This is a genomic window from [Pseudopropionibacterium] massiliense (assembly GCF_900607225.1).
GTDB classification, from domain to species: domain Bacteria; phylum Actinomycetota; class Actinomycetes; order Propionibacteriales; family Propionibacteriaceae; genus Arachnia; species Arachnia massiliensis.
In genome coordinates this window covers 3,045,218-3,064,467 of the sequence record NZ_LR027842.1, presented here as the reverse complement: position 1 = coordinate 3,064,467, position 19,250 = coordinate 3,045,218, and the positions used below count along the sequence as shown (strand labels likewise).

Below are 19,250 nucleotides of genomic sequence, written 5' to 3'. Positions count from 1 at the left end.
GAGGGGACGGGATCCCCCGGCCCCTGCGTCGTCACTGCTGGAACTGGCTCATGTTCTCGGGTGTGACCAGCTGGTAGGGGACGTTGATGACGTCCGGCACCTCGTCGCCGTTGATCATCCTGATCGCGGTGTCGACCCCCGCCTGTCCCTGGCCCTTGGCGTCCTGGAAGACGGTGACCTCGAGTTTGCCCGCGGCCATGGCGGTCAGTGCGTCGCCGGTGGCATCCACGCCACCCACGAGCACCTTGTCGAGCATGCCGGCGTTCTCGAAGGCGTTGATGGCGCCGAGGGCCATCTCGTCGTTGTTGGCGCAGATGACGTCGACCTGCTGCCCGGACTGGATCAGGTTCTCGGCCAGTGCGAGCCCCTTGTCGCGCGCCCAGAGGCCGGTCTGGTTGAACACGACCTTCATGTTGTGCTTCGCGGCGACCTCCTCGCAGCCCTTGGTGCGCAGCTGGGCGGCCTCCTGGGTGGGATCGCCCTGCAGGATGGCGACGTTGCCCTGGTAGTTCGACAACTTCGCCAGCTGCTCCATCTCGAGTTGGCCCGCCACCAGGGAATCGGAGCCGACGTAGGGCACGCCCTTGGGCAGGTCCGCGGGGCGGCGGTTCACGTAGACCAGCGGGATGTTCGCCGCCTTGGCCTTCTGGGTGATCTGGGCGGTGGTGGCGGTGTCCTGGGGCAGGACGATGAGGGCGTCGACGCCCGAGGCGATGAAGTTCTCGATCTGGTTGAGCTGGACCTCGATCTTCTCCTCGGCGGAGGTGACGCTGACCTCGGCACCGGCGGCCTCGCCCCGCGCCTTGATGGAGTTGGCGACGTTCTGGAGGAACTGGTCCAGCAACGGGAAGGAGGCGCCGATCTTCACCTTTTTGCCGTCCTTCGGTTTGACGACCTCGGCGGGAGCGTAGTCCTGCGTGGTGACGGCCACGGGCTGGCCGTCCTCACCCGTGGTGCCCGGCAACGGGTCGCTGGTCATGCCACACCCGCTCAGCGCAAGCATCGCGCTGAGCGTGAGAACGGCGAATCTCGGTACTCGCTTCATTACTTCTCACTTCCTCGTGTCGGTGTCCCCGAACAGGACCTGGAAGTCGCCTCCCTGCGACGAGTTGATCCTGTCGCAAAAAGGCGCGGAATGTCAATACAAATGACCGGATGCCGAAGTGTGAGACGCTTCAACCGTCTCGGGGGTCACTCGTACGGAAGGTAGCCGCCGTTGCGGTGGATCTCCTCCAGGTCCATGCGGGCCCGCAGGATCCGGGCGGTCTCATCGCTGATTCTGCGTTCCCGGACGAACTGGCCCAGCAGTTCCCGTTTCCGGGCGAGCACCGCCACGTGGAGGCGTTCGAGGGCGACGATCTCCGCCACGTCCTCCTCCTCGTCATCGTCGGCGCCGATGTGGGCGGCGATGTCGTCGAGGCGTTCCTCCATGGCCTCGGCGATTCGCGGGGCAACCCCCGCCTGTTCTGCGAGGGCGGGCAGTTCAGGGCGAACGGCCTCCAGGATTGCGAGACGTCCCTCGGTGGCGAGCTGTTCCTCGGTCAGCTCGGCCTCTTCGTCGTCGCCGGTGTGACCGCCCTTCGCGGCCCACGCGATCACCTTGGGCAGCAGCGGACCCTGCACCGCCATCCCGATCACGATCGCGAGGGCGGCGACGAGAACCACCTCGTCGCGATAGGGGAACGGTGAACCGTCTTTCATGGCCAGGGGGATCGACAGCGCGATCGCCAGGGAAACCCCGCCGCGGAAAGCCGAGATCGCGCTGACGACCCGGGCCCGGTAGCTCAGGCGCCGTTGCCGCTGTTCAGGCCGGCGGTCGAGGGCGCGGATGATCATCACCGTGATCTGCAGGAACACGAAACGGGAGACCACCAGGGTCACGGCCACGCCGACCGCGATGCCCGCCAGCGTCAGGAGTTCGGAGAAACGGAAGTTGACTACCAGCAGGCGCGTCTCGATGCCGATCAGCAGGAACAGGGCGCCGTTGAGCAAGCTGGTGGCCAGCGGCCAGAAATGCTCCGCCTGGGTCCGCGACTCGGGGGTGCTGAGCTGGTTCGACAGCGTCGAGATGATCAGGCCCGCCACCACCGCCGCCAGCACCCCGGAGGCGTGCACCAGTTCCGCGGCCAGGTAGGCGGCGTACGGGGTGACCAGGAGGGCCATGTTGATGGTGATGGGTTCGTGGAGGCGACGAAAAGCCGGGTAGGCGACCGCGGCGACGGCGATCCCGATGAGGATCCCACCGAAGAACGAGACCACGGCCATGCGCGTGATGTCCCACGGGGTGTACTGTCCGCCGAGCGCCAGGCCGACGGCGATGGTGTAGACCACCAGGGCGGTGCCGTCGTTGGTGAGACTCTCGGCCTTCAACAGCATGAACTGGCGGCGCGGCAGGCCCTTGGCCAGGGCAGCCGCGGCGGTGGCGTCGGGCGGGGCGACGGCGGCACCCAGGATCAGGGACGCCTCCCACGGGATTCCCAGCGATGACGCGATCCACGCCACGGCGAAGGCGGTGGCCACCACGAACACCGTCGAGGTGATCAGGATGCCGCGCAGGTCGTGCCGGATGGCGTTCTTCGAGGTGGTGAGGCTCTCCCAGAACAGCAGGCCCGGGAGGAACAGCAGCAGCACCACCTCGGGGGGCATGTGGAGGCTCTCCATGCCGGGCACGAAGGCCAGTGCGAACCCGAGGAGGACCTGCGTCAACGGCACCGGAAGACGCAGTTTGGGGGCCAGGGCATTGCCCGCCACCACCGCAATCCCGACTCCGACCGCGATGATGAGACCCTCCATGCGTCACCCTTTCCTGGATTCCCTCGGTAAATCGCCCGGCGGTTGGAGCCGGGCCGGTTGAATTATCCCTCATGTTCCCAAAGCGCAAAGCCGGTTGAGCCGGCCTGCGAGCGGCAGCGAGTGGGCCGTGTCGAAACCAGGGCGAGGGTGGTCGGTGGTTTCGACTCGGACTGCTCCTTCGTCGCGGTCCGGCTCAACCGGCTTGTGGGGAGGGCCTGGGCTACTTCGCGAACTCCTTCTCCAGGCGTTCGCGCATCCGCACGTGGATGGCGTCGGCGTCCTCCTCCCAGCCGAAGACGCACACCGACAGCGGGCCGTCGTAGTCGATCTCCCGGAGGTATCCGAAGACCTCGTCCCACGGCACCTCGCCGTTGCCGATCTCGTTGTGCTGGTGGACGCGGGCGTCCACGCCGGGAGGGTTGATGATGTAGCGGTTCCCGACGTTCGCGAGATGGTTCCACACGTCCGCGACGTGCACGTGCCGCAGCCTCGGGCCGGCGTACTCCATCATCGCCCGCGGATCCCCCCGCCCCTCGGACAGGTGGAACATGTGCGGCAGGCAGAACTCGTAGTTCAGCCACGGCTTGTTCACCCCGCGCACGATCTGCACGGCCCGGTCGTTGGTCTCGACGAAATCGTAGGGGTGGGCCTCGATGGTGCACTCGATGCCGCGTTTCTCGAAGTCCGGGATCAGCTCCTCGATGGACCTGTAGAACTGGTGCTCGGACTTGAGGGGCTCGTTCGGGTCGCCCGAGAACTCGGTGGCGATCAGCGGCACCTCCAGCTCTTCGGCGATCTCCAAGAGACGACGGAAGTTGCGCACCTGGGCCTGGCGTTCCTGCTCGTCGGGTGACGACCAGTTGAACACCGGGTTGAAGGTCCAGATCTTCACGCCGGAGGCGGTCATGGCCTTCTTGACCTTCGCGACCTCCGCGTCATCGACCTTGGGATAGTGGTGCCACTCGTGGAAGTCGGCACGCGGCGACAGCTCGATGTACTCGTAGCCGAGATCGGCGGCCTTGAAGCATTCCTCGGCGACGCTGAGGTGGGGATGGTACATCGACGGATCCAGCAGGATTTTCACCATGGGGGTTCCTCCTCAGGCGTAGAACGCGGGCTTGGGCATCATCTCGACCGCCACCTCGCCGTCGGCCTCAAGAGCCTTGACGCCGGCGTCGCAGACACAGGCGGCCGCGTAGCCGTCCCACGCGGTGGAGCCGGTGTGACGGTCCTGCGCGACGGCGGTGATCCACTCCTGCACCTCACGCACGAAAGCCTGGCCGAAGCGCTGGTTGTGGTCCATGGTCAGCCGGTTGCGCCGCCCCTGCAGGTCGGCGCGCTGCACCAATTCCTGGTCGCTGAGCCGCACCGCACCGTTCTCGCCGACCAGCTCGCACTGGATGTCGTAGCCGTACTGGCAGTTGACGAAGATCTCGTCGTCGACGCGCACCCCGGAGGTGGTGGTGAGGATCAGCACAAGCGGGTCCTGCAGGTGCGGGAAACGGTTCCTGGTCTTCTTCGGCTTGTCGACGCGGGCCGAGACGAACTCCTCGCCGAGCAGCCAGCGCATGGTGTCGATCTCGTGGATGGCGGTGTCGTTGATCGCCATGTCCCAGGTGTAGATCTCCGGCACCGTCGGGTTGCGGTGCGCGTTGTGGACCATGAGGGCCTCACCGATCTCGCCGGCGTCCAGGATGGCCTTCATCTCCCGGTAGGAGGCATCGAAGCGACGCATGAAACCGACGGTGACGAGCTTCTTGCCCGCCTTCTGCTCGGCCTCCATGATGCGCGCACAGGCGTCGGCGGTGGGGGCGAGGGGTTTCTCGCAGAAGACGTACTTGCCGGCCTCGACGGCCGCGATCACGTCGGGTTCGTGGGCGGGGCCGAAGCTGCAGATCATGACGGCGTCGACGTCATCGGAGGCGATGAGGTCGACGGCGCTCGGGAAGGTCGTCGCGCCGATCCGGTCGGCGACCTTCCGGGCGTTCTCGGCGTTGAGGTCGGTGACGGCCACCACCCGGCCGCCCGCGATGACGCTGTGGATGCGTTCGATGTGCGCCTGCCCCATGCCGCCGGGGCCGATCATTCCGATTCGCAGGGTCATGGTGTCGCTCACTTCACTCCGAGGCCGATGGAGGCCAGGTATTCGCGGACCTTGATGGCGTTGGGCAGCGGGTAGGACGGGTCACAGCCGTACATGTCCTGCTCGCAGATGACGTAGAGCTCCTTGTCGAGGTCGGCGAGGGCCTCGACGAGGCTCGGCATGTCGGGTTCGCCCTCCGGCGGCGGCACGGAGCAGCCCGCCTTGACGGCCTTCACGAACGGCCAGTCCTCGTCGTGGGCCTGTTTGACGAGCTTCGGGTCCATGGCCTTGATGTGGACGTAGGAGATGCGCTCCGGGTAGTCGCGGATCAGGGAGGTGTTGTCGGCCATGCCGTAGACGATGTGGCCGGTGTCCAGGCAGAACCCGACGTACTCGGGGTCGGTGGCCTGGAAGATGCGGTCGATGTCCTCGCGGGTCTCGATGTGGGAGTCGCCGTGCGGGTGGAGGACCATCGTGAGGCCGTAGTCCTCCTTCATCATGCGGCCGAGCCGGTTGGCGTTGGTGATGTACAGCTCCCAGGCCTCGCCGTCGAGGTGACGCATGTCGGTGAACTCGCCGGTGTGCTCGTCGCGGAACATCGGTGGCAGGTGCACCACGTACTCGGCGCCGACGGCGGCGTGGGTCTCACCGATGGCGCGGAAGGTGCGCTCCGTGTCGGCCCAGGCCTCGGCCTTGTGGAGGATGCCCCAGCCGGTGCCGGCGACGACGCGGAAACCTCGCTTGCCCATTTCCTCGGCCAGGCGCTTGGGGTCGGTGGGGAAGTAACCGAAGGGACCGGTCTCCATCACGGAGAAACCGGCCTCGGCCATCTCGTCGAGGGCTTTCTCCCACGGGATCTGCGCCGGGTCCTCGGGGAACCAGACGCCCCACTGGTCGGGACAGACGCCGATGGTCAGCTTGTTGTATCGGGGCTCGGGGTTGCGGGACTTGTCGGCCATGAAGGTCCTTTCTGGCGCGTCGTTGGGCACGATCCAGCCTAGGTTCGGCCATATGTCCTGTCAATTGCCCGAGGGTACTAATTTTTGTGATGGAAGTGATTCTCGACACGGTTTTGTGGGGTAGCGGGCGGTGGTGCCCCGGGCCCAACGGGCGGATCGCACATCCGGTCTGCCCGGAGGTCGCGCCAGCTAGGATGCGGTCCATGGACACTGCCTTGTTCGAGGAGCGAGTCAAGGAGATCCCGAGGTTGCGAAGTTGCCTCTCCGGCGGTCGGGTCGAGCGCTGGCCACGAAAACAAGCGTTGCGTGACATGCTCTTCGACATCGTCGTCGACTGCATGCGCGAAGGACCTACGTGGACGGAGCGTGAGATCACCCAGGAGCTGGCCGCGATCACGGCGGACCCCGTGACCTTGCGGCGCGCCCTCATCGACGAGGAACGACTGGTGCGCTCACCTGACGGAAGCCAGTACCGACTGGCGCTGAAGGCTGCATCCGGGTAGCCGCTTCCGGAGGACAGGCGTGCCGGGACTCAGTCGCGGCTCACCAGGGCGCGGATGCTGAAGATCACGCCGAAGGCTGTCCATGCGCTGAGGACGAGGACGTCCTGCATGTCAACCGGGTAGGTGTCCGACAACAGCCCTGCCCGGATGAGGTCGCCGGCCGGCCGGAAGGGCAGCACGTCGTGCAGCGCCTGGAACCAACCCGGAAGCTGCGAGGCCGGGAAGGTGACCGGCGAGAACAGCATGACGAAGAAGACCAGCACCTGGCTGATGAGCTGGGCCAGCTGCGGTGACAGGAGCACTGCGAGCGCGTAGCCGACCGAGGTTGCCATGACCGTGACCAGGAGCCATCCGCCGATCAGCGGCAACCAGGCGAAGCTGTAGTCGAACCCGTAGCGCAGGTGTGCTACCAGGACGGTGACCGGGATGGCCGGCGCCGCAATCAGGGCCCAGACGACCAGGTCGGAGATGAACAGCAGCAGCCGGGGCACCGGCAGTGAACGCAGGTAGGTGAACTGGCCGCTGGTGCGTGCGTGCGCGACGCCCTGGGGACACAGGACCAGGCCGATGACCATGATCATGACCGTGGGTGCGCCCGCGGAGAGGAACTGGGCCGTGGGCACGTCGATGCTCGGGATCAGGAACCCGAACCCGACGATGACGGCGCCGGCGACCAGGGCCTGCACCAGGGTGAACAGCGGAAGCATCGCCCCGTTCTGGGCGAGATTCCAGCGGAAGAGGACGTCGTTGATGGTCCAGTGGCTGACCGGCTCGGGGACCGGTCGGACTACTCGGCTGGTTGGCTGGGCCGTCAGCTCAGACATTCGCGAACTCCTGATTCGAAGCGGTGGCAGTCACCGTGAGGTAGGCGTCTTCCAGCGTCACGGGGGTGAGGGCGTAGCCCTCGATATAGTCGCGCGAACGCAGCTCGTTGGCCCAGGACACAGCCCGTGCTGCGTCGTCGGCGGAGACGTTGAGCATCACGCGCCGCCCGATGCGGACGCGACGGCTCACGGCGAAGGGGGAGGAATCCTCGGTGGGGTCGATGCCGTCGGGATTGAGTGAGACCTCGAGGCGCAGGTCGGCGTCGATGCTGGCGCGCAGCGACGTCGGCGACCCGGCGGCCACGACACGGCCACGCTCGAGGATGTCGAGTTCGTCCGCGAGGCGCTCGGCCGCGGCGCGGGCATCCGCGCGGGACATGCCTCGAAGCTCACCGGCGATCTCGATGGCCGATTTCGGCGTGAGACCGTCGAGAGGCGCTTGGGCCTGCGCCTGGAGGGCGACACAGCGTCGCACCGTGGCCGGGTGTGCCACGGCGTCCACTCCGGCGACCCGGATGCTTCCGCTGTCCGGGCGAAGAAGGCCGACTACCTGCGAGACGAGGGTCGTCTTGCCTGCGCCGTTATGGCCCAGCAGCCCGACGACCTCGCCGGCACGAACCCGGAGGTCGACCCGGTCGTTGGCCACGACATCGCCGAAACGCCGCGTCAAGCCGTCGACCTCTAGCACTACATCGCTCATGATGACTCCCTGCATAGTGACCCGACCAACGGCCCTTCAGGATCCATACCGCCGGTATCGTGATTCCGGTGGTATGCCACATACCGCCGGTATGTCAAGGGGCCGACGACACTCACGTAGTTTCCCCCGGGAAACGGTGGGATGGGGCCACGATGGGGTGTGGAGGTTGAAGAGAGTCTGTCGATGGCAGCCAGGATCGAGATCACTGAGAAGTACGCCCGGGCCTATGCCGAGGCGCCGAAGAAGGGCAAGACCCAGATCCTGGACCAGGTGGTCGAGGTCACGGGCTGGAACCGGGACCATGCATCCTCGAACACGCGCACGGTGTTGGGGTTCCTCTTCCCCAGTTCAGTGGTGGCGAACTCGTCAAGGGCAGCCCTGGCCGCGCCCGCGTCTGAGGCCTGGTAGACCGGTTTGAGCGCGGCCGCGGTGATGCTCGAGGAACGACGCATCCGCCGACGGATCGACCTGCCCCGCTCAGTCGTGCGGCGGCTCGTCGAGCAGGTTCATGATCCGGTCCACGTCGGCCAGCGGAGTGGAGTGAGCACCATCGGGGGCCGGCCCGCTCGTGTCGAGGAGCAGCCGGCGGAGGCCGTCTCGCAGCAGCGGGCCGTCCACGTCGGAGACGCCACTCAGGAACAGGAGCGTGGCCCCCTGATCGAGAGCGGCCATGAGGTAGCCGATCTGGCGGGAGGTGAGGGTCTCGCCCTCGCTGCGGCGTCGGTCGGCGAGGCGGCCGTAGGCGTCCAGGTGGGCGCGCATTCGCTCGCCGAGGGCGCTGGTCAGGGAGGGGTCACGGGCGGCAGTTGTGATGAACTCGAGGGTTGCCAGACCGAAACCACGGACCAACTCGGCGGGGTCCATGGAGATGGACTCGTCGATCTGCGCGCCGGTGGCCCGGACGGCAGACTCGAACGGGTCCCAGTCCTCGCCGCGCAGCGCGCCCAGGTTGTAGTCCATGACCGCGAGGAACAACTCGGCCTTGCTGCCGAAGTTGGAGTATACGGCTCCCTTGGAGAAGCCCGCCTGACCAGCCACGGAGTCGAGGCTGGCGCGGTTGTAGCCGTCACGACTGAACGCGACCAGAGCGGCTGCGATCAAAGCGTCTCTGGTCTGCTGCTTCTGCTCGGCGCGGGTCCGTCGGGGGGGAGGGCAACCACTCACGCAGTTTCCTCACGTAGTACCTCACTGTCAAGTTCCCGGGAAACGAGGGCCTTACCTCACGTAGTGGAGTGCTACACGTTTTGTGGACAGTGACGAAAACCTGGCATGTGGTGTGGGTTGCCGCATCAGTTGTTTCCATTCCTGGTGGAGTTCGTTCGGGGTGCAGCAATCGGACGTGGGCAAGGGCGCGACGGCAGGAGCGGGACGATGTGGTCGTCGGCTGTCCGTCAGTACTTCACGACGGCCTTTCGGAGTCTTGGTCGGGTTTGGAGGAATCATGGGAGACAGATGCGGCACCGACCACGGGAATCGCTACGACCCGACCGGGCCGGTTTTCATCTCGTACCGGCAGAGCGACGGCACCGAGCTCGCCAAGTGCTTGGACCGTTTCCTGCGTGCCGGCGGTCTCGTGCCCTGGCGTGACCTCGTTGATCTGCCCCCCGGTGAGACCGCCCGCCGCGTTCACGAGGCCTTCGAAGAAGGTATCGCGGCCGCCGTTCTCATCGTCACGCCCGAGATCCAGCAGAGCCAGTTCGTCCCCGCTGAGGAGCTTCCGGAACTGCTCAAACTCGAGCAGGAACCCCACGACTTCAGCCTTCTCGTCCTCAACACCATCCCCAAACAGGACGAGACGGCTTCCAACGACAGCCGGTCGCAGGAAGACGGCGTGGATGCCGGGCAACCCTCAACCGACGATGCTCCCGCCGATCACCCGCTCGGCGGGTGTGGGCGATCGGATGAGGCCATCGACGTGAAGGCTCCCGGCCGGCTGCTGAAAACCACCGGCCAGCCGCTGAAGAAGCTGAAGCAGTACGGTCTCGGTGAGTGCCGTCAGCTGTACCGGGACCTTCTCCACCGCCGGCTCGGGCATCTCATGAGACCGGCGGAGCGGTACCTGCCGATCGGCCTGCCCACGGGTGTCGTCGCGGCGATCTCCAGTGCCCTCGGGTGGTTGTTCGGCGACGGCGAGGTCACCATCCAGACACAGACCCGCCCGATCCCCGACGCCCACACGCGTCGTTCCGGCACCACCCGTCTCGGTCGCGAGCACGACCTCGCCGTCCGGCTGCGCCAGGATCCGAGGACCGGCATCCCCGCCGTTGAGGACTACCGGCATCTGAAGGAGACGCTGCCGATCATGGTCGATGCCCTCTATGCGCACGGCGTGAGTGGTGTGACGCTGACCGGTGGCGGTCATTTCAGCCTCGGCTGGGCACTCGGCACCGCCCTGCCGATCACCCGCCAGGGCGGCCTGCGCGTCATCGACCTGCAGGGCAACGAGTGGACCGACGCCAGCCGCAGCGACGACCAGAAGACGTTCCACGCGGTCGCGGGGTCGTTCGCCGAGCACACACCCCAGGATCCCTCACTCCAGGAAGCCGACCGCTTGCACCGCGTCGCCGTCCTGATCCGCAACCAGAACGGCCAGAACCAACAGCCCTTCGACGAACTCAAGGCCACCTGCGACGAAAGTTTCGAGATCGTCATCGAGGGCAGCGGCGTCCACTTCTACCCGTCCAACGAGGGCGCCCGCCTGGCCACGGAGATCGCGAACGAGCTGCGCAAACGCGGCGCAGGCAGGGAACTGCACATCGCATGGTCGACTGCGACTTCACTCGCGCCGCTGGTCGCGCGTCGCACCAACACCCTCAACTGCGTGCTCTACGAGTTGACCCAGAATCCGCTCGTGGCCAGGCAGCGCTACCAGAAGGTTCTGCGTGTGGCCGCGGGCATGCCACACGGCCCCATCGTCGAGGTCTTCGACAAGGTCGCTCGACCCAGCAAAACAACACGTGTGGAAGGAGAAACGCGTGACTGATTTCGTCAACCCCTACACGTTCGTGCCGTTACCCCGGAAGGTGGTGTGCAGACAGCCACCCGGACACGACCCCGGCCCCGACGAGGCGCCGGAACGCTACGTCGGCGCGCTGGAAGTCACGTGGCACATCCAATCGCCGATCGCCATTCCGACGGAGGAGTGGGGCGGCATCGGTGGCGACGTCCGCATCCCCGGCAGCTCCATCAAGGGTGCGGTCCGCAGCACCCACGAGATGTTGTTCGGCGGCTGTCTGCGTCAGGTCGACCTGGGCTACCGCCCCACCTACCGGCAGCTGCCCAACATGGACGCGCTCAAAGACTGGCGGATGGCCGTCGTCCTCGATGACGACGAGGTCCTGCTGTGCGAGGAGGAGAAGAAGCGGTCGTCGGTCGACTCGGAGACGCTGCGCCAACGTCTTGGAGGAAAAGCTCGAACCGGTGACGTCATCGCAGTCAACTCCAAGAACGATTGGAAGGACAAGCCGGAGCGGCGGGTGGCGGAGCGGTTCCAGGTCCGTGACCGTCCCGCCGACGCGAGCGGGTACGAGGACCTGGCCGGCTGCTATGTCGTGCTGATCGCCAAGGAAGGTGCGCGTCACGAGACGGCCATGGTCAAGGGAAAGAAGGTGCGCACCAAGTGGTACTGGTCGCTGGGAAAGCTGACCCGGGAGCGCGCGACCATCTCGTCGCAGGCCACACGCGACTTCAGCTGGGCGATGATGGAGGCTCGCCCCGATGGTGAGCGGTGGATCGACGTGTTCCGCGGGAAGACGAAGCTTGGGCAGGCGCGCGGCAACAAGCATGCGCTCGAGCCCGGCAGCGTCATCTGGGTGAAGGTGCTTAACGGCAAGGTCACCGCCATCAAGCTGAGCCAGTTCTGGCGCGAGCGGTCCAAGGAGTGTCTGGGAAACCGGATCCCGCAGGAGACCCAGCCGTGCGACGACAAGAATCTGCGACTGTGCCCGTCGTGCTCGGTGTTCGGGTCGGCCGACACCCTCAACGACAAGCCCCAAACAGATGAGCGTCGCCGCGAGGGCGACCAGCGCTCCTACGCCGCGCACGTCCGGTTCGGTTCGGCGATCGGTGTCGACCTGCAGGGCGACGAGGTGACCTTGGCTCCGCTCGGGCAGCCGCACCTGGGGGCGGGTCTGACCTACCTCGAACCCACGTCGCCGGCGGCCGCCCCGGCCTCGCGCGATGAGCGCTGGAGTCGCTGGGACAGCGACGGCAAGCAGAAGCGCCAGCTGCGGGGCCGCAAGTTCTACTGGCACTCCGACCCGGAACACCAGCTGGAGCACCTGCGCCGAGACAAGGGTGTCGGGAACCTCCCCGGACGGCACCTCAAGCGCGAGCACCACGGCGACGACATGTGCACCAAGGCCCAGCTCGTCACATCCGGTACGTTCCGGCAGCGCATCACGTTCGACGGTCTGGACAGGTTCGGCGTCGCATCGCTGCTCGCGGCGCTCCAGCCGGGGCGCGTCCTCGGCGATGGCGAGTTCGCCCTGCACCTCGGGCGCGGCAAACCGCTCGGTCTGGGCTCGGTGACCGCCGAGATCACAGCGGCGAGGATCACGACGGTGGCCGCCCGTTACGGTGACAAAGCGGAGACCCCGCTGGAGGCGTTCGTCATCGATCCCGCGGAGGTGAAGGACCGCTGCGGCGACCTCGACGCCGTCCACGCCGGCGCCCGGAAGGTGCTCGATCTCAAGGGGCTGGGCGAGAACTGGTGGAAGGTCACCTACCCGACCACCCAGCCATGGAAGCAGTTCGGTTCCAAGGAGTTCGACGAGTCCTTCAACTTCTTCAAGGATTTCGGCGGCCCGGCCCAATCCGACGGCAAAAAGAACTTCAGCTGGAAGCCCGGAGCCTGGAAACCGATGCCGGAGATCACCGACCACGACCAGAGTGATTGGAGCGCGAAGTGACAACCTACGTCGTGATCGGGGCGAAACGGATCCAGCAGTGGATCGCTCGCACCTCGTGCCTGGCCCTGACCAAGGGTGCCTCCCACGCCCTCACCGATCGCACCCGCCCCGACTACCTGCGCGACAAGCTCCCCGCAGGCCTGAAACCGAGCGATGAGGTGCCCGACATCGCCGGCGTCGTCGTCCTGGAATCCGACGAACCGGTCGCCGATGACGTCGTCGACGCGGCCCTGACGGTGGTCGCCGAGGGTCTGCCCGGGTTGGAGTGGAACGCCTGGGTGCAGGAGGCCGGCAGCTACGTCGAGGCCTACCAGGCCACGGGCGGCGGGCAGCGCTGTACGCGGGTGCGGCACCGGGTGCCGTCGACGCGCCGACTGCCGATGCTCACCGAGTGCGAGGGCTGCCACGAGGAATCCGCCGAGATCTCGGTGGCCGTTCCCGAGGGCAGGGACAGCTATGGCGCCGACTGCGTCGTGCGGCGGGAGGCTTTCAACCAGTGGAAGCGCGACCTGAAGCCGCGCGAGGACGGCGTCGCGGAGCCGGAGATGTTCGAGCACCTCACGAGGATCGAAGAGCCGGGCGACGACGACCACCCCGTCCGCGCGATGGGTCGCCGCGACGCCGACAACCACCTGGCGTTGATCTGCGCCGACGGCAACCGCATGGGTGACTTCTTCAAGAAGGTCGCCCAGCTGAAGGATCCGCAGGCACACAAGGCCTTGTCAAAGGCCCTCGACGACGCCACCCGGGAGGCCGCCGAGCAGGCCCGCGAGGCCATCATCGCCACGATGGTGAATCCCAAGTTCTGTCCCGACGTCCTGCACTACATCGGAGGCGACGACGTCATGGCCAGCGTCGCCGGCCGGTTCGCCTGGATCTGGGCGGTAAACCTCGCCAAGGCTTTTGAAACCGGTTTCCAAGCTCGCGTCGGCGAGGTGTGTGCCAACCGCGGCCCACAGTTCCAGGCCGTCAGGACAGCGGCGGGCCGGGCGAGCCTCGGCGTCGGCATGGTCTTCACCCACTACAAGGCGCCGTTCGCCGGCGCCCGGGAGTTGGCCGAGGAGATGGAGAAGATCGCCAAGAAGACGGGCAAGGGCGAGAAATCGTACATCGCCTGGGCCGATACCACCGCCGACCACCGAGCCCTGAAACACCACGTCATTGACACCCCCGAGGCCGCCAGGCAGCTCGCCGAAGGCCACGTCCTGGGCGGGCTCACAACTAGCGCCCGCAGTGCCCTGAAGCAGGAGCTCGATGCGGGGCGGGAAGCCGTCGCCTGGGCCACGCGCACCAAGCGGGACAACGTCGAATACCTGAAGCAAAGCTCCGAGGGCCAGATCCGCGCCGATCTGGATCGTGCCCGCTGGTGGCCGGTCTTCGGGGAAACCAAGGAGGGTGAGAAATGAGATTGAGGTTCGACGTGGAGTTCCACACGCCGTTCGTGATCAGCTCCGGCAAGGCCATCGACGGTCTGGACCACACGATCGACGAGGAAACCCCGTTCCCCAGCTCCGCGGTCAAGGGGCTGCTGCGCGCCCATGCGTTGCACTGGCTCGGCCTGCCGAGGCCCCTCGTGGGCGAGGTGTTCGGAACCGCCCGCAGGGGCAGCGACTGGATCTTCTCCGATGTCGCCGTGGAGCGCGTCGGCACCGGGTCGCTGAAGCACGGCGTCGAGCCGTCGCTGTGGAACCGGGTGCGCGTCGACGAGCACGGCCGCGCCGAGGAACGCGCCCTCGTTGCGGGCCAACAGTGCTGGGCCGCAGCGGGCGAGTTCACCATCGCCTGGGACGGCCGGGGCGAGCCCCCGAAGCTGCTCGTCCTGGTGCTGCGGGCCGCGGCCCGTGACGTCGTGAGCATCGGGCTGAACCGGCGTCGCGGTTTCGGCTGGGTCACGATCCGCGACGCCGAACCCTGGACCGACGACGACAGTCGCGCCTTGCTGACCGTGAAGGAGGAGTCGTGAGATACCAACTGACCCTGGAGTTCCAGACGCCGTTCAGCATCGGCATCGGCAACGAGTCGCTGTTCCACACCACCACCCAGCGGGTGATCCCCGGAGCCACGCTGCGGGGCGCCCTGGCCGCCCTGTGGTGGCGCGGGTGCAATTCCGCCGACGACTTCGCCGCTCTGTTCGATCACGACCTCCTCGTCACCCAGGCCGTCCCGGACGGGGCGAGACTGCGGACCACCTCCGAGGTCATCTGCAAGTACCGCGCCACGACCGAATGCGGGGAGGTCATCTACGACCGTGCGCTGTTCGTCGCCTCGGGTGAGACCCTGGACGCCGGGGTGTGCCCGCGCTGCGAGGGCCCGCTGACGGCCAGGCCCGGGTGGATCGACCTGCCCGACCCGGTGCGGCGCGGCCGCGTGCAGCTCCGCGCTGACGAAACCGCCGAGGACGGGCGGCTCTACTCCCGCGACTACGTCGGGAAGGGCGCGCGCTACATCGCCGAGATCGAGACCAGCGCCGACGTCTCCTGGCTCCACGACGCCACCGTCCGGATCGGGCAGGGCCGGTCGCAGGACCGGGGCCGCGCCCTCGCCACCGTCGCGCCGCTGGAGGAGAAACCGTTGACGTGGCACGACCGCCCCGTCGCCATCCACCTGACCAGCCCTGCGATCATCACCGACGAGTGGGGCGCGCCGAGCCTGGACCTTGGCGACGTCGAGCGCGAGCTGCAGCGGGTCAGCGGCGACGAGAACCTGACTCTCAACCGTCGCCCCGAGTGGGTGCGCAGCGAGCTGGTCACCGGCTGGCACGGGCGCAGCAACCTGCCGAAGGTGCCGGACTGGGCGCTCGCGCCAGGGGTGAGTTTCGTCGTCGGCGGTCTCACCGCCGACGGCTGGCGGCGGCTGCGCCGATGCGGCATCGGATGGCGTCGTATCGATGGCTACGGCCAGCTTGCGCTCACCGGTTGGGAGCCGACCAGCCGGCCGTCGTTTGAGGTCACGGCCGAGTGGTGGGAACAGGAGAGCGCCGAGCTGCGGAAACACAAACGATGGAGCGACGTCAAGGGGGAACTGTTCGTGTCCTGCATCAGCCTCTCGGATACCAGCGAGGTGTCTGAGGAGAAGACCCGGCGCAACTTTCAAAGAGTGCTGGACAAGGCTCCGTCCCAGTTCCACGACAAAATCCGGGAGCTGCTCAGCATGGAGCCTCGGCAGCTGGGGCAGCTGGCCGGGCTATTGCGGTCGGGCAGCAAGAAGAAGAGCAGGAACAAGAAAGGAAGGAGGAAGTGATGCCCCGCTACGCGACCTTGATGCGGTTCGACCTCACCATCGACACCCCGTGGGCGGTCGGCGCGTTCACGCGCGCCGGGACCACTGGTGAGGATGCGGTCCAGGCGCCCATCCAGCGCAGGCCCGACGGGTCGGTGTACCTGCCGGCGACCTCCCTCGTCGGCAGCCTGCGCGACCACCTCGGCGAGGCGGCCTCCCGTTATCTGGGGGCCGAGAAGGGCGGGGAGACGTCGCCGTCGCAGCTCCGGGCCCTCGGTGCGAACGTCGTCGAGGCGAAAGCGCCCGAAGAGGCCACGGGAGTCGCCATCGACGGCCACCGGCGCGCCGCCAAAGGGGGCCACCTGTTCACCCGCGAGGTGATTCCCGGCGGCACGCGGGTGCAGTGGTGGCTGCTGTGGGACCGCGACGACGCCGAGACTGCAACGCTCGACGCCTTCCTGGACCTGGCGGCCACATGGCGGCCGGTCGTCGGGCGGCGACGGACATCCAACCAGGGCTGGGGCACCCTCCACGCCATCCACCACCGCACCATCGACCGCCGCGATCCCGCCGGCCTGACCTGGTGGCTCCAGGAGCGACGTGCCTGCCTCGCGCCCGATGCCGAACTGACCGGCTGGGAGATGCGGCAGGGCGAATCCCCGTCGCCGAAGCCATCGATCGAGTATCGCTTCGAAGTGGTTGACCCGCTGCACATCGGAGACGGCAAACCCCCGCGGGATGCGAAACCGGGCAAGAACAACGTGCTCTACACCAAGACCGAGATGCCCGCCGACTCGTGGCGCGGTGTTTTCCGGCACCGCGTCGCCCACATCCTGAAGGTGACCGGCCGGGAGGAGAAGGGAATCGACGAGCGACTGTTCGGGTCGGCGCGGACGGAGGGGGAATCCCTCGACGGCGGGAAGCGCGGGATCCTGCGGTTCGAGTCGTCGCCGGTGCGGCTGCCCGGTGGCGGCGAAGCCGGGTCGGCGGGGTTGCCGTTCCTGACGCAGGTCGCGATCGACCGCATCTCCGGCGGCAGCCTGATGAACTCGCAGACGACGGCGGATGCGTCGCACGGGTCGCTGTACTCGGTGCAGTACCTGCCGCCCGGCTCCACCCTGAGCCTGCGCATCCACGAGCTGCAGCCGCTCACCGACGAGGAACGCGACCTCCTCAGGGCCGTCGCCCGTGACCTCGACGAGCAGATCATCGGAATCGGCGGCGGCACGACCCGCGGTTTCGGCTCCCTCAAGCGGAAGGACACCGACAATGGCTGACTGGTTCGCGCGCCCCCTCACGGCACGCCCGGAAGGGGAGTTCACCGCCTACGCCTGGGCCGATCACACCGGCTGGCATTTCGCGCCCGAACCGCCCGAACACGTCATCCCGACCGGCCACGTCTGGGCCTGGGGCGGGAACGACTGGGCGGCGTGGCGGGAGGAGACCGACCGGTGCGCCGGCCTGTGGCTGCGCCGCGCCGACGTCACGCCCGGCGACGACTGGAAGCCGGCCACCGTCGATGTGCTCGGCTCGCTTGGGGAGGGAACCCTGCCGTCGCTGCACCGCGACAAGCGGTTCTTCCGCAGCGACGACGGCAACGCGAACTGGCACGGTCTGCCGGCGCACATCCTGCGGGTGACGGCCCCGGCGCGCGTGGACCTGTTCGACTGCCCTGAGGCGATGAGGCGATGAGGTGACGTCATGGCCTGCCCCTCCTGCACCGCCGAGTGGTTGAGCGCCGCCCGGCAGGAGGGGCCGGCCGATGACCTCGACGAAACAGTAGGCCAGTTCCGAGTCGTGGCGGCGCAGCAGGGCGATGGCGTCGGTGGGGCTCGTGAGGTACTTGCCCTCGGGGTCACGTCCCAGGGCCTGTTGCAGGTCCTCGACGTGGAGGCGGCGGCTGAACCCTGAGGGCATGAGCTCGCGGTCGAAACGCTCGACCACATAGGCGCTCTGGTCATCGAAGTGCGCCACGCGGGCTCGCGGGACTGCGAACCCGGCCCGTCGGACCAGGTCCATTGCCCGGGCCTCGAATGCCTCGATGTGTTTGTTCCGGGCGGCACCGGGTTTGACGATGTGGGTGGACGGGGTTTGCGCGTCGGGCCGGTACCAGCTGCCGCCGATGCGGGCCAGGGCGAACTTGGCCTGGACACCGGCCAGCGAGAACCGCAGTGGCCAGTCGCCGGCGAAGGCCGAGGCCGTGGGCCTGGCCTTGATTCCGGCGATCCATGCCCCGATATCGGCCGTGGTGGCGATCAACGGTTCGTGGTCCGGATCGCTTCTGGGCTCGCTGCCCGGTGCGGTGAGCTGCACGGCCCCGGCGACGTCACCGCCGACCTGGCGCAACAACTCGAAGGTGTCGGTGCTGGTGGCACCCGAGGCCCTCATCATGTCGCGCAGCGCCACCGGGTCCTCGGGCAGCAGGCCACGCAGGTAGTGTTCGGCCGCGCCGTCTGGGGCCGGAGCGTCGATCGGCAATGACAGCGAGACGACGCGGGTGGCGTCGGCGTCGTAGACCAGCCGGGCAGCGCGACCGGTCTGTCTTTCGAAGCGTCCGACGTGATCGCCGTGCAGCCAACACTCGAGGACCTCAAGCATCCTCACTACCTTGCACCCGGCCCACGTCCATGTGCGCGGCCCTGAGGATGAAGGCCAGCTGTCCCGGCCGCGGGGGCGCCGCGCCCTCCAGTACCCGGTTAACACTGGCGGGTGTGATCCGCTCGTGCGTACTTGGCCGGTCGAACAGGTCGTCATGATCCGCCACGCGCAGTCGTTCTGCCTCCTCGGCCAGGGCCGTTGCATCCAGGTCGAGGATCTCCATCATGTCGCGAAGCCGGCGGGCGACCTGAGGGCGGGTCAGGCTGGTGGCGGATCCCAGGTGACGCAGGCGGTCGCGGGCGTGTTCGTCGGCCACCCGGCCCCCGCGGGCGAAGGCACGCAGCAGGGTCGGCTTGTGGTCCCAGTGCTGTCCGAACCGTTCGGGGCGGCTGCCGCGGGTGAGGTGCTGGGCCACCACGCCCGGCTGGTCGCTGTTCAGCATCCGACGCAGCGCCGCGGTCACGGCCGGCCGGTGTTCGGCCGCCACCCGCTCCAGTCCATGGTCGAGCAGAGCGGTGAGCAGGGCGTCGACACCGGCCTCGTCGATCATGGAGGTCACGCCACCCACCCTACCGGCGATGTCGGCGTACGCATACATCCACGTGGCGGTCATCCATCCTCGCCCGGTCGGCGCGGGAGCCAACGGGGCGGTTGGCTTCCT

17 protein-coding genes and 1 pseudogene are annotated in these 19,250 nt (G+C 67.5%); 7 read left to right on the top strand and 11 right to left on the bottom strand.

The window, feature by feature from the left end:
* Positions 1-31: 31 nt before the first annotated feature.
* From E0E39_RS13710 to E0E39_RS13690, 5 genes are all read right to left on the bottom strand, one after another.
* Complete coding sequence (locus tag E0E39_RS13710) at positions 32-1,003, bottom strand: sugar ABC transporter substrate-binding protein (RefSeq protein WP_165444809.1); 972 nt, start codon at positions 1,001-1,003, stop codon at positions 32-34.
* Between the two features lie 188 nt (positions 1,004-1,191).
* Entirely contained in the window at positions 1,192-2,793 is a 1,602-nt protein-coding gene (locus E0E39_RS13705) for a Na+/H+ antiporter (protein ID WP_130875251.1), read from the bottom strand.
* A gap of 220 nt (positions 2,794-3,013) precedes the next feature.
* Entirely contained in the window at positions 3,014-3,880 is an 867-nt protein-coding gene (locus tag E0E39_RS13700; protein ID WP_130875250.1) for a sugar phosphate isomerase/epimerase family protein, read from the bottom strand.
* A gap of 12 nt (positions 3,881-3,892) precedes the next feature.
* Positions 3,893-4,897 carry a Gfo/Idh/MocA family protein gene (locus E0E39_RS13695; RefSeq protein WP_130875249.1) on the bottom strand — a complete coding sequence of 335 codons (1,005 nt, stop codon included), beginning with the start codon at positions 4,895-4,897 and terminating at the stop codon, positions 3,893-3,895.
* Positions 4,898-4,905: 8 nt separating this feature from the next.
* Positions 4,906-5,835 carry a TIM barrel protein gene (locus E0E39_RS13690; protein WP_130875248.1) on the bottom strand — a complete coding sequence of 310 codons (930 nt, stop codon included), beginning with the start codon at positions 5,833-5,835 and terminating at the stop codon, positions 4,906-4,908.
* 203 nt (positions 5,836-6,038) lie between these two features.
* Here E0E39_RS13690 and E0E39_RS13685 point away from each other — a divergent pair, with 203 nt between their 5' ends.
* Positions 6,039-6,338 (top strand): DUF2087 domain-containing protein, encoded by a 300-nt coding sequence (locus tag E0E39_RS13685; RefSeq protein WP_165444808.1) that lies wholly within the window; start codon positions 6,039-6,041, stop codon positions 6,336-6,338.
* A gap of 29 nt (positions 6,339-6,367) precedes the next feature.
* Here E0E39_RS13685 and E0E39_RS13680 read toward each other — a convergent pair whose 3' ends face one another.
* From E0E39_RS13680 to E0E39_RS13665, 4 genes and pseudogenes are all read right to left on the bottom strand, one after another.
* The gene (locus tag E0E39_RS13680) at positions 6,368-7,162 is read right to left on the bottom strand and encodes an ABC transporter permease (RefSeq protein ID WP_130875246.1); all 795 of its coding nucleotides are present in this window, start codon (positions 7,160-7,162) and stop codon (positions 6,368-6,370) included.
* The gene (locus tag E0E39_RS13675; protein ID WP_130875245.1) at positions 7,155-7,862 is read right to left on the bottom strand and encodes an ATP-binding cassette domain-containing protein; all 708 of its coding nucleotides are present in this window, start codon (positions 7,860-7,862) and stop codon (positions 7,155-7,157) included. The genes E0E39_RS13680 and E0E39_RS13675 overlap by 8 nt, the downstream gene beginning before the upstream one ends.
* A gap of 284 nt (positions 7,863-8,146) precedes the next feature.
* Positions 8,147-8,290: pseudogene (locus tag E0E39_RS16465) on the bottom strand (IS256 family transposase); the annotation flags it as partial.
* 49 nt (positions 8,291-8,339) lie between these two features.
* On the bottom strand, positions 8,340-8,963 hold the full coding sequence (locus E0E39_RS13665) for a TetR/AcrR family transcriptional regulator (protein ID WP_342770216.1): 624 nt from the start codon (positions 8,961-8,963) through the stop codon (positions 8,340-8,342).
* Between the two features lie 340 nt (positions 8,964-9,303).
* Between E0E39_RS13665 and E0E39_RS13660 the strand changes: the two genes are divergently transcribed.
* Genes E0E39_RS13660 through E0E39_RS13635 form a run of 6 tightly spaced genes read left to right on the top strand, consistent with a single transcriptional unit; the run spans position 9,304 to position 17,268 of the window.
* Positions 9,304-10,845 (top strand): SAVED domain-containing protein, encoded by a 1,542-nt coding sequence (locus E0E39_RS13660; RefSeq protein ID WP_130875243.1) that lies wholly within the window; start codon positions 9,304-9,306, stop codon positions 10,843-10,845.
* Complete coding sequence (locus tag E0E39_RS13655; RefSeq protein ID WP_130875242.1) at positions 10,838-12,772, top strand: TIGR03986 family type III CRISPR-associated RAMP protein; 1,935 nt, start codon at positions 10,838-10,840, stop codon at positions 12,770-12,772. Before E0E39_RS13660 ends, E0E39_RS13655 begins: the two co-directional genes overlap by 8 nt.
* Entirely contained in the window at positions 12,769-14,178 is a 1,410-nt protein-coding gene (locus E0E39_RS13650) for a Cas10/Cmr2 second palm domain-containing protein (protein ID WP_130875241.1), read from the top strand. The genes E0E39_RS13655 and E0E39_RS13650 overlap by 4 nt, the downstream gene beginning before the upstream one ends.
* The gene (locus E0E39_RS13645; protein WP_130875240.1) at positions 14,175-14,735 is read left to right on the top strand and encodes an RAMP superfamily CRISPR-associated protein; all 561 of its coding nucleotides are present in this window, start codon (positions 14,175-14,177) and stop codon (positions 14,733-14,735) included. The genes E0E39_RS13650 and E0E39_RS13645 overlap by 4 nt, the downstream gene beginning before the upstream one ends.
* The gene (locus tag E0E39_RS13640) at positions 14,732-16,012 is read left to right on the top strand and encodes a hypothetical protein (RefSeq protein ID WP_130875239.1); all 1,281 of its coding nucleotides are present in this window, start codon (positions 14,732-14,734) and stop codon (positions 16,010-16,012) included. Before E0E39_RS13645 ends, E0E39_RS13640 begins: the two co-directional genes overlap by 4 nt.
* The gene (locus E0E39_RS13635) at positions 16,012-17,268 is read left to right on the top strand and encodes an RAMP superfamily CRISPR-associated protein (RefSeq protein ID WP_130875238.1); all 1,257 of its coding nucleotides are present in this window, start codon (positions 16,012-16,014) and stop codon (positions 17,266-17,268) included. The genes E0E39_RS13640 and E0E39_RS13635 overlap by 1 nt, the downstream gene beginning before the upstream one ends.
* On the opposite strand, the gene E0E39_RS15880 is transcribed toward E0E39_RS13635, so the two are convergent.
* Positions 17,240-18,589 carry a HipA domain-containing protein gene (locus E0E39_RS15880; RefSeq protein ID WP_165444806.1) on the bottom strand — a complete coding sequence of 450 codons (1,350 nt, stop codon included), beginning with the start codon at positions 18,587-18,589 and terminating at the stop codon, positions 17,240-17,242. The genes E0E39_RS13635 and E0E39_RS15880 overlap by 29 nt on opposite strands.
* The gene (locus E0E39_RS13615; RefSeq protein WP_130875235.1) at positions 18,582-19,202 is read right to left on the bottom strand and encodes a hypothetical protein; all 621 of its coding nucleotides are present in this window, start codon (positions 19,200-19,202) and stop codon (positions 18,582-18,584) included. Before E0E39_RS13615 ends, E0E39_RS15880 begins: the two co-directional genes overlap by 8 nt.
* Positions 19,203-19,250 lie beyond the last annotated feature (48 nt).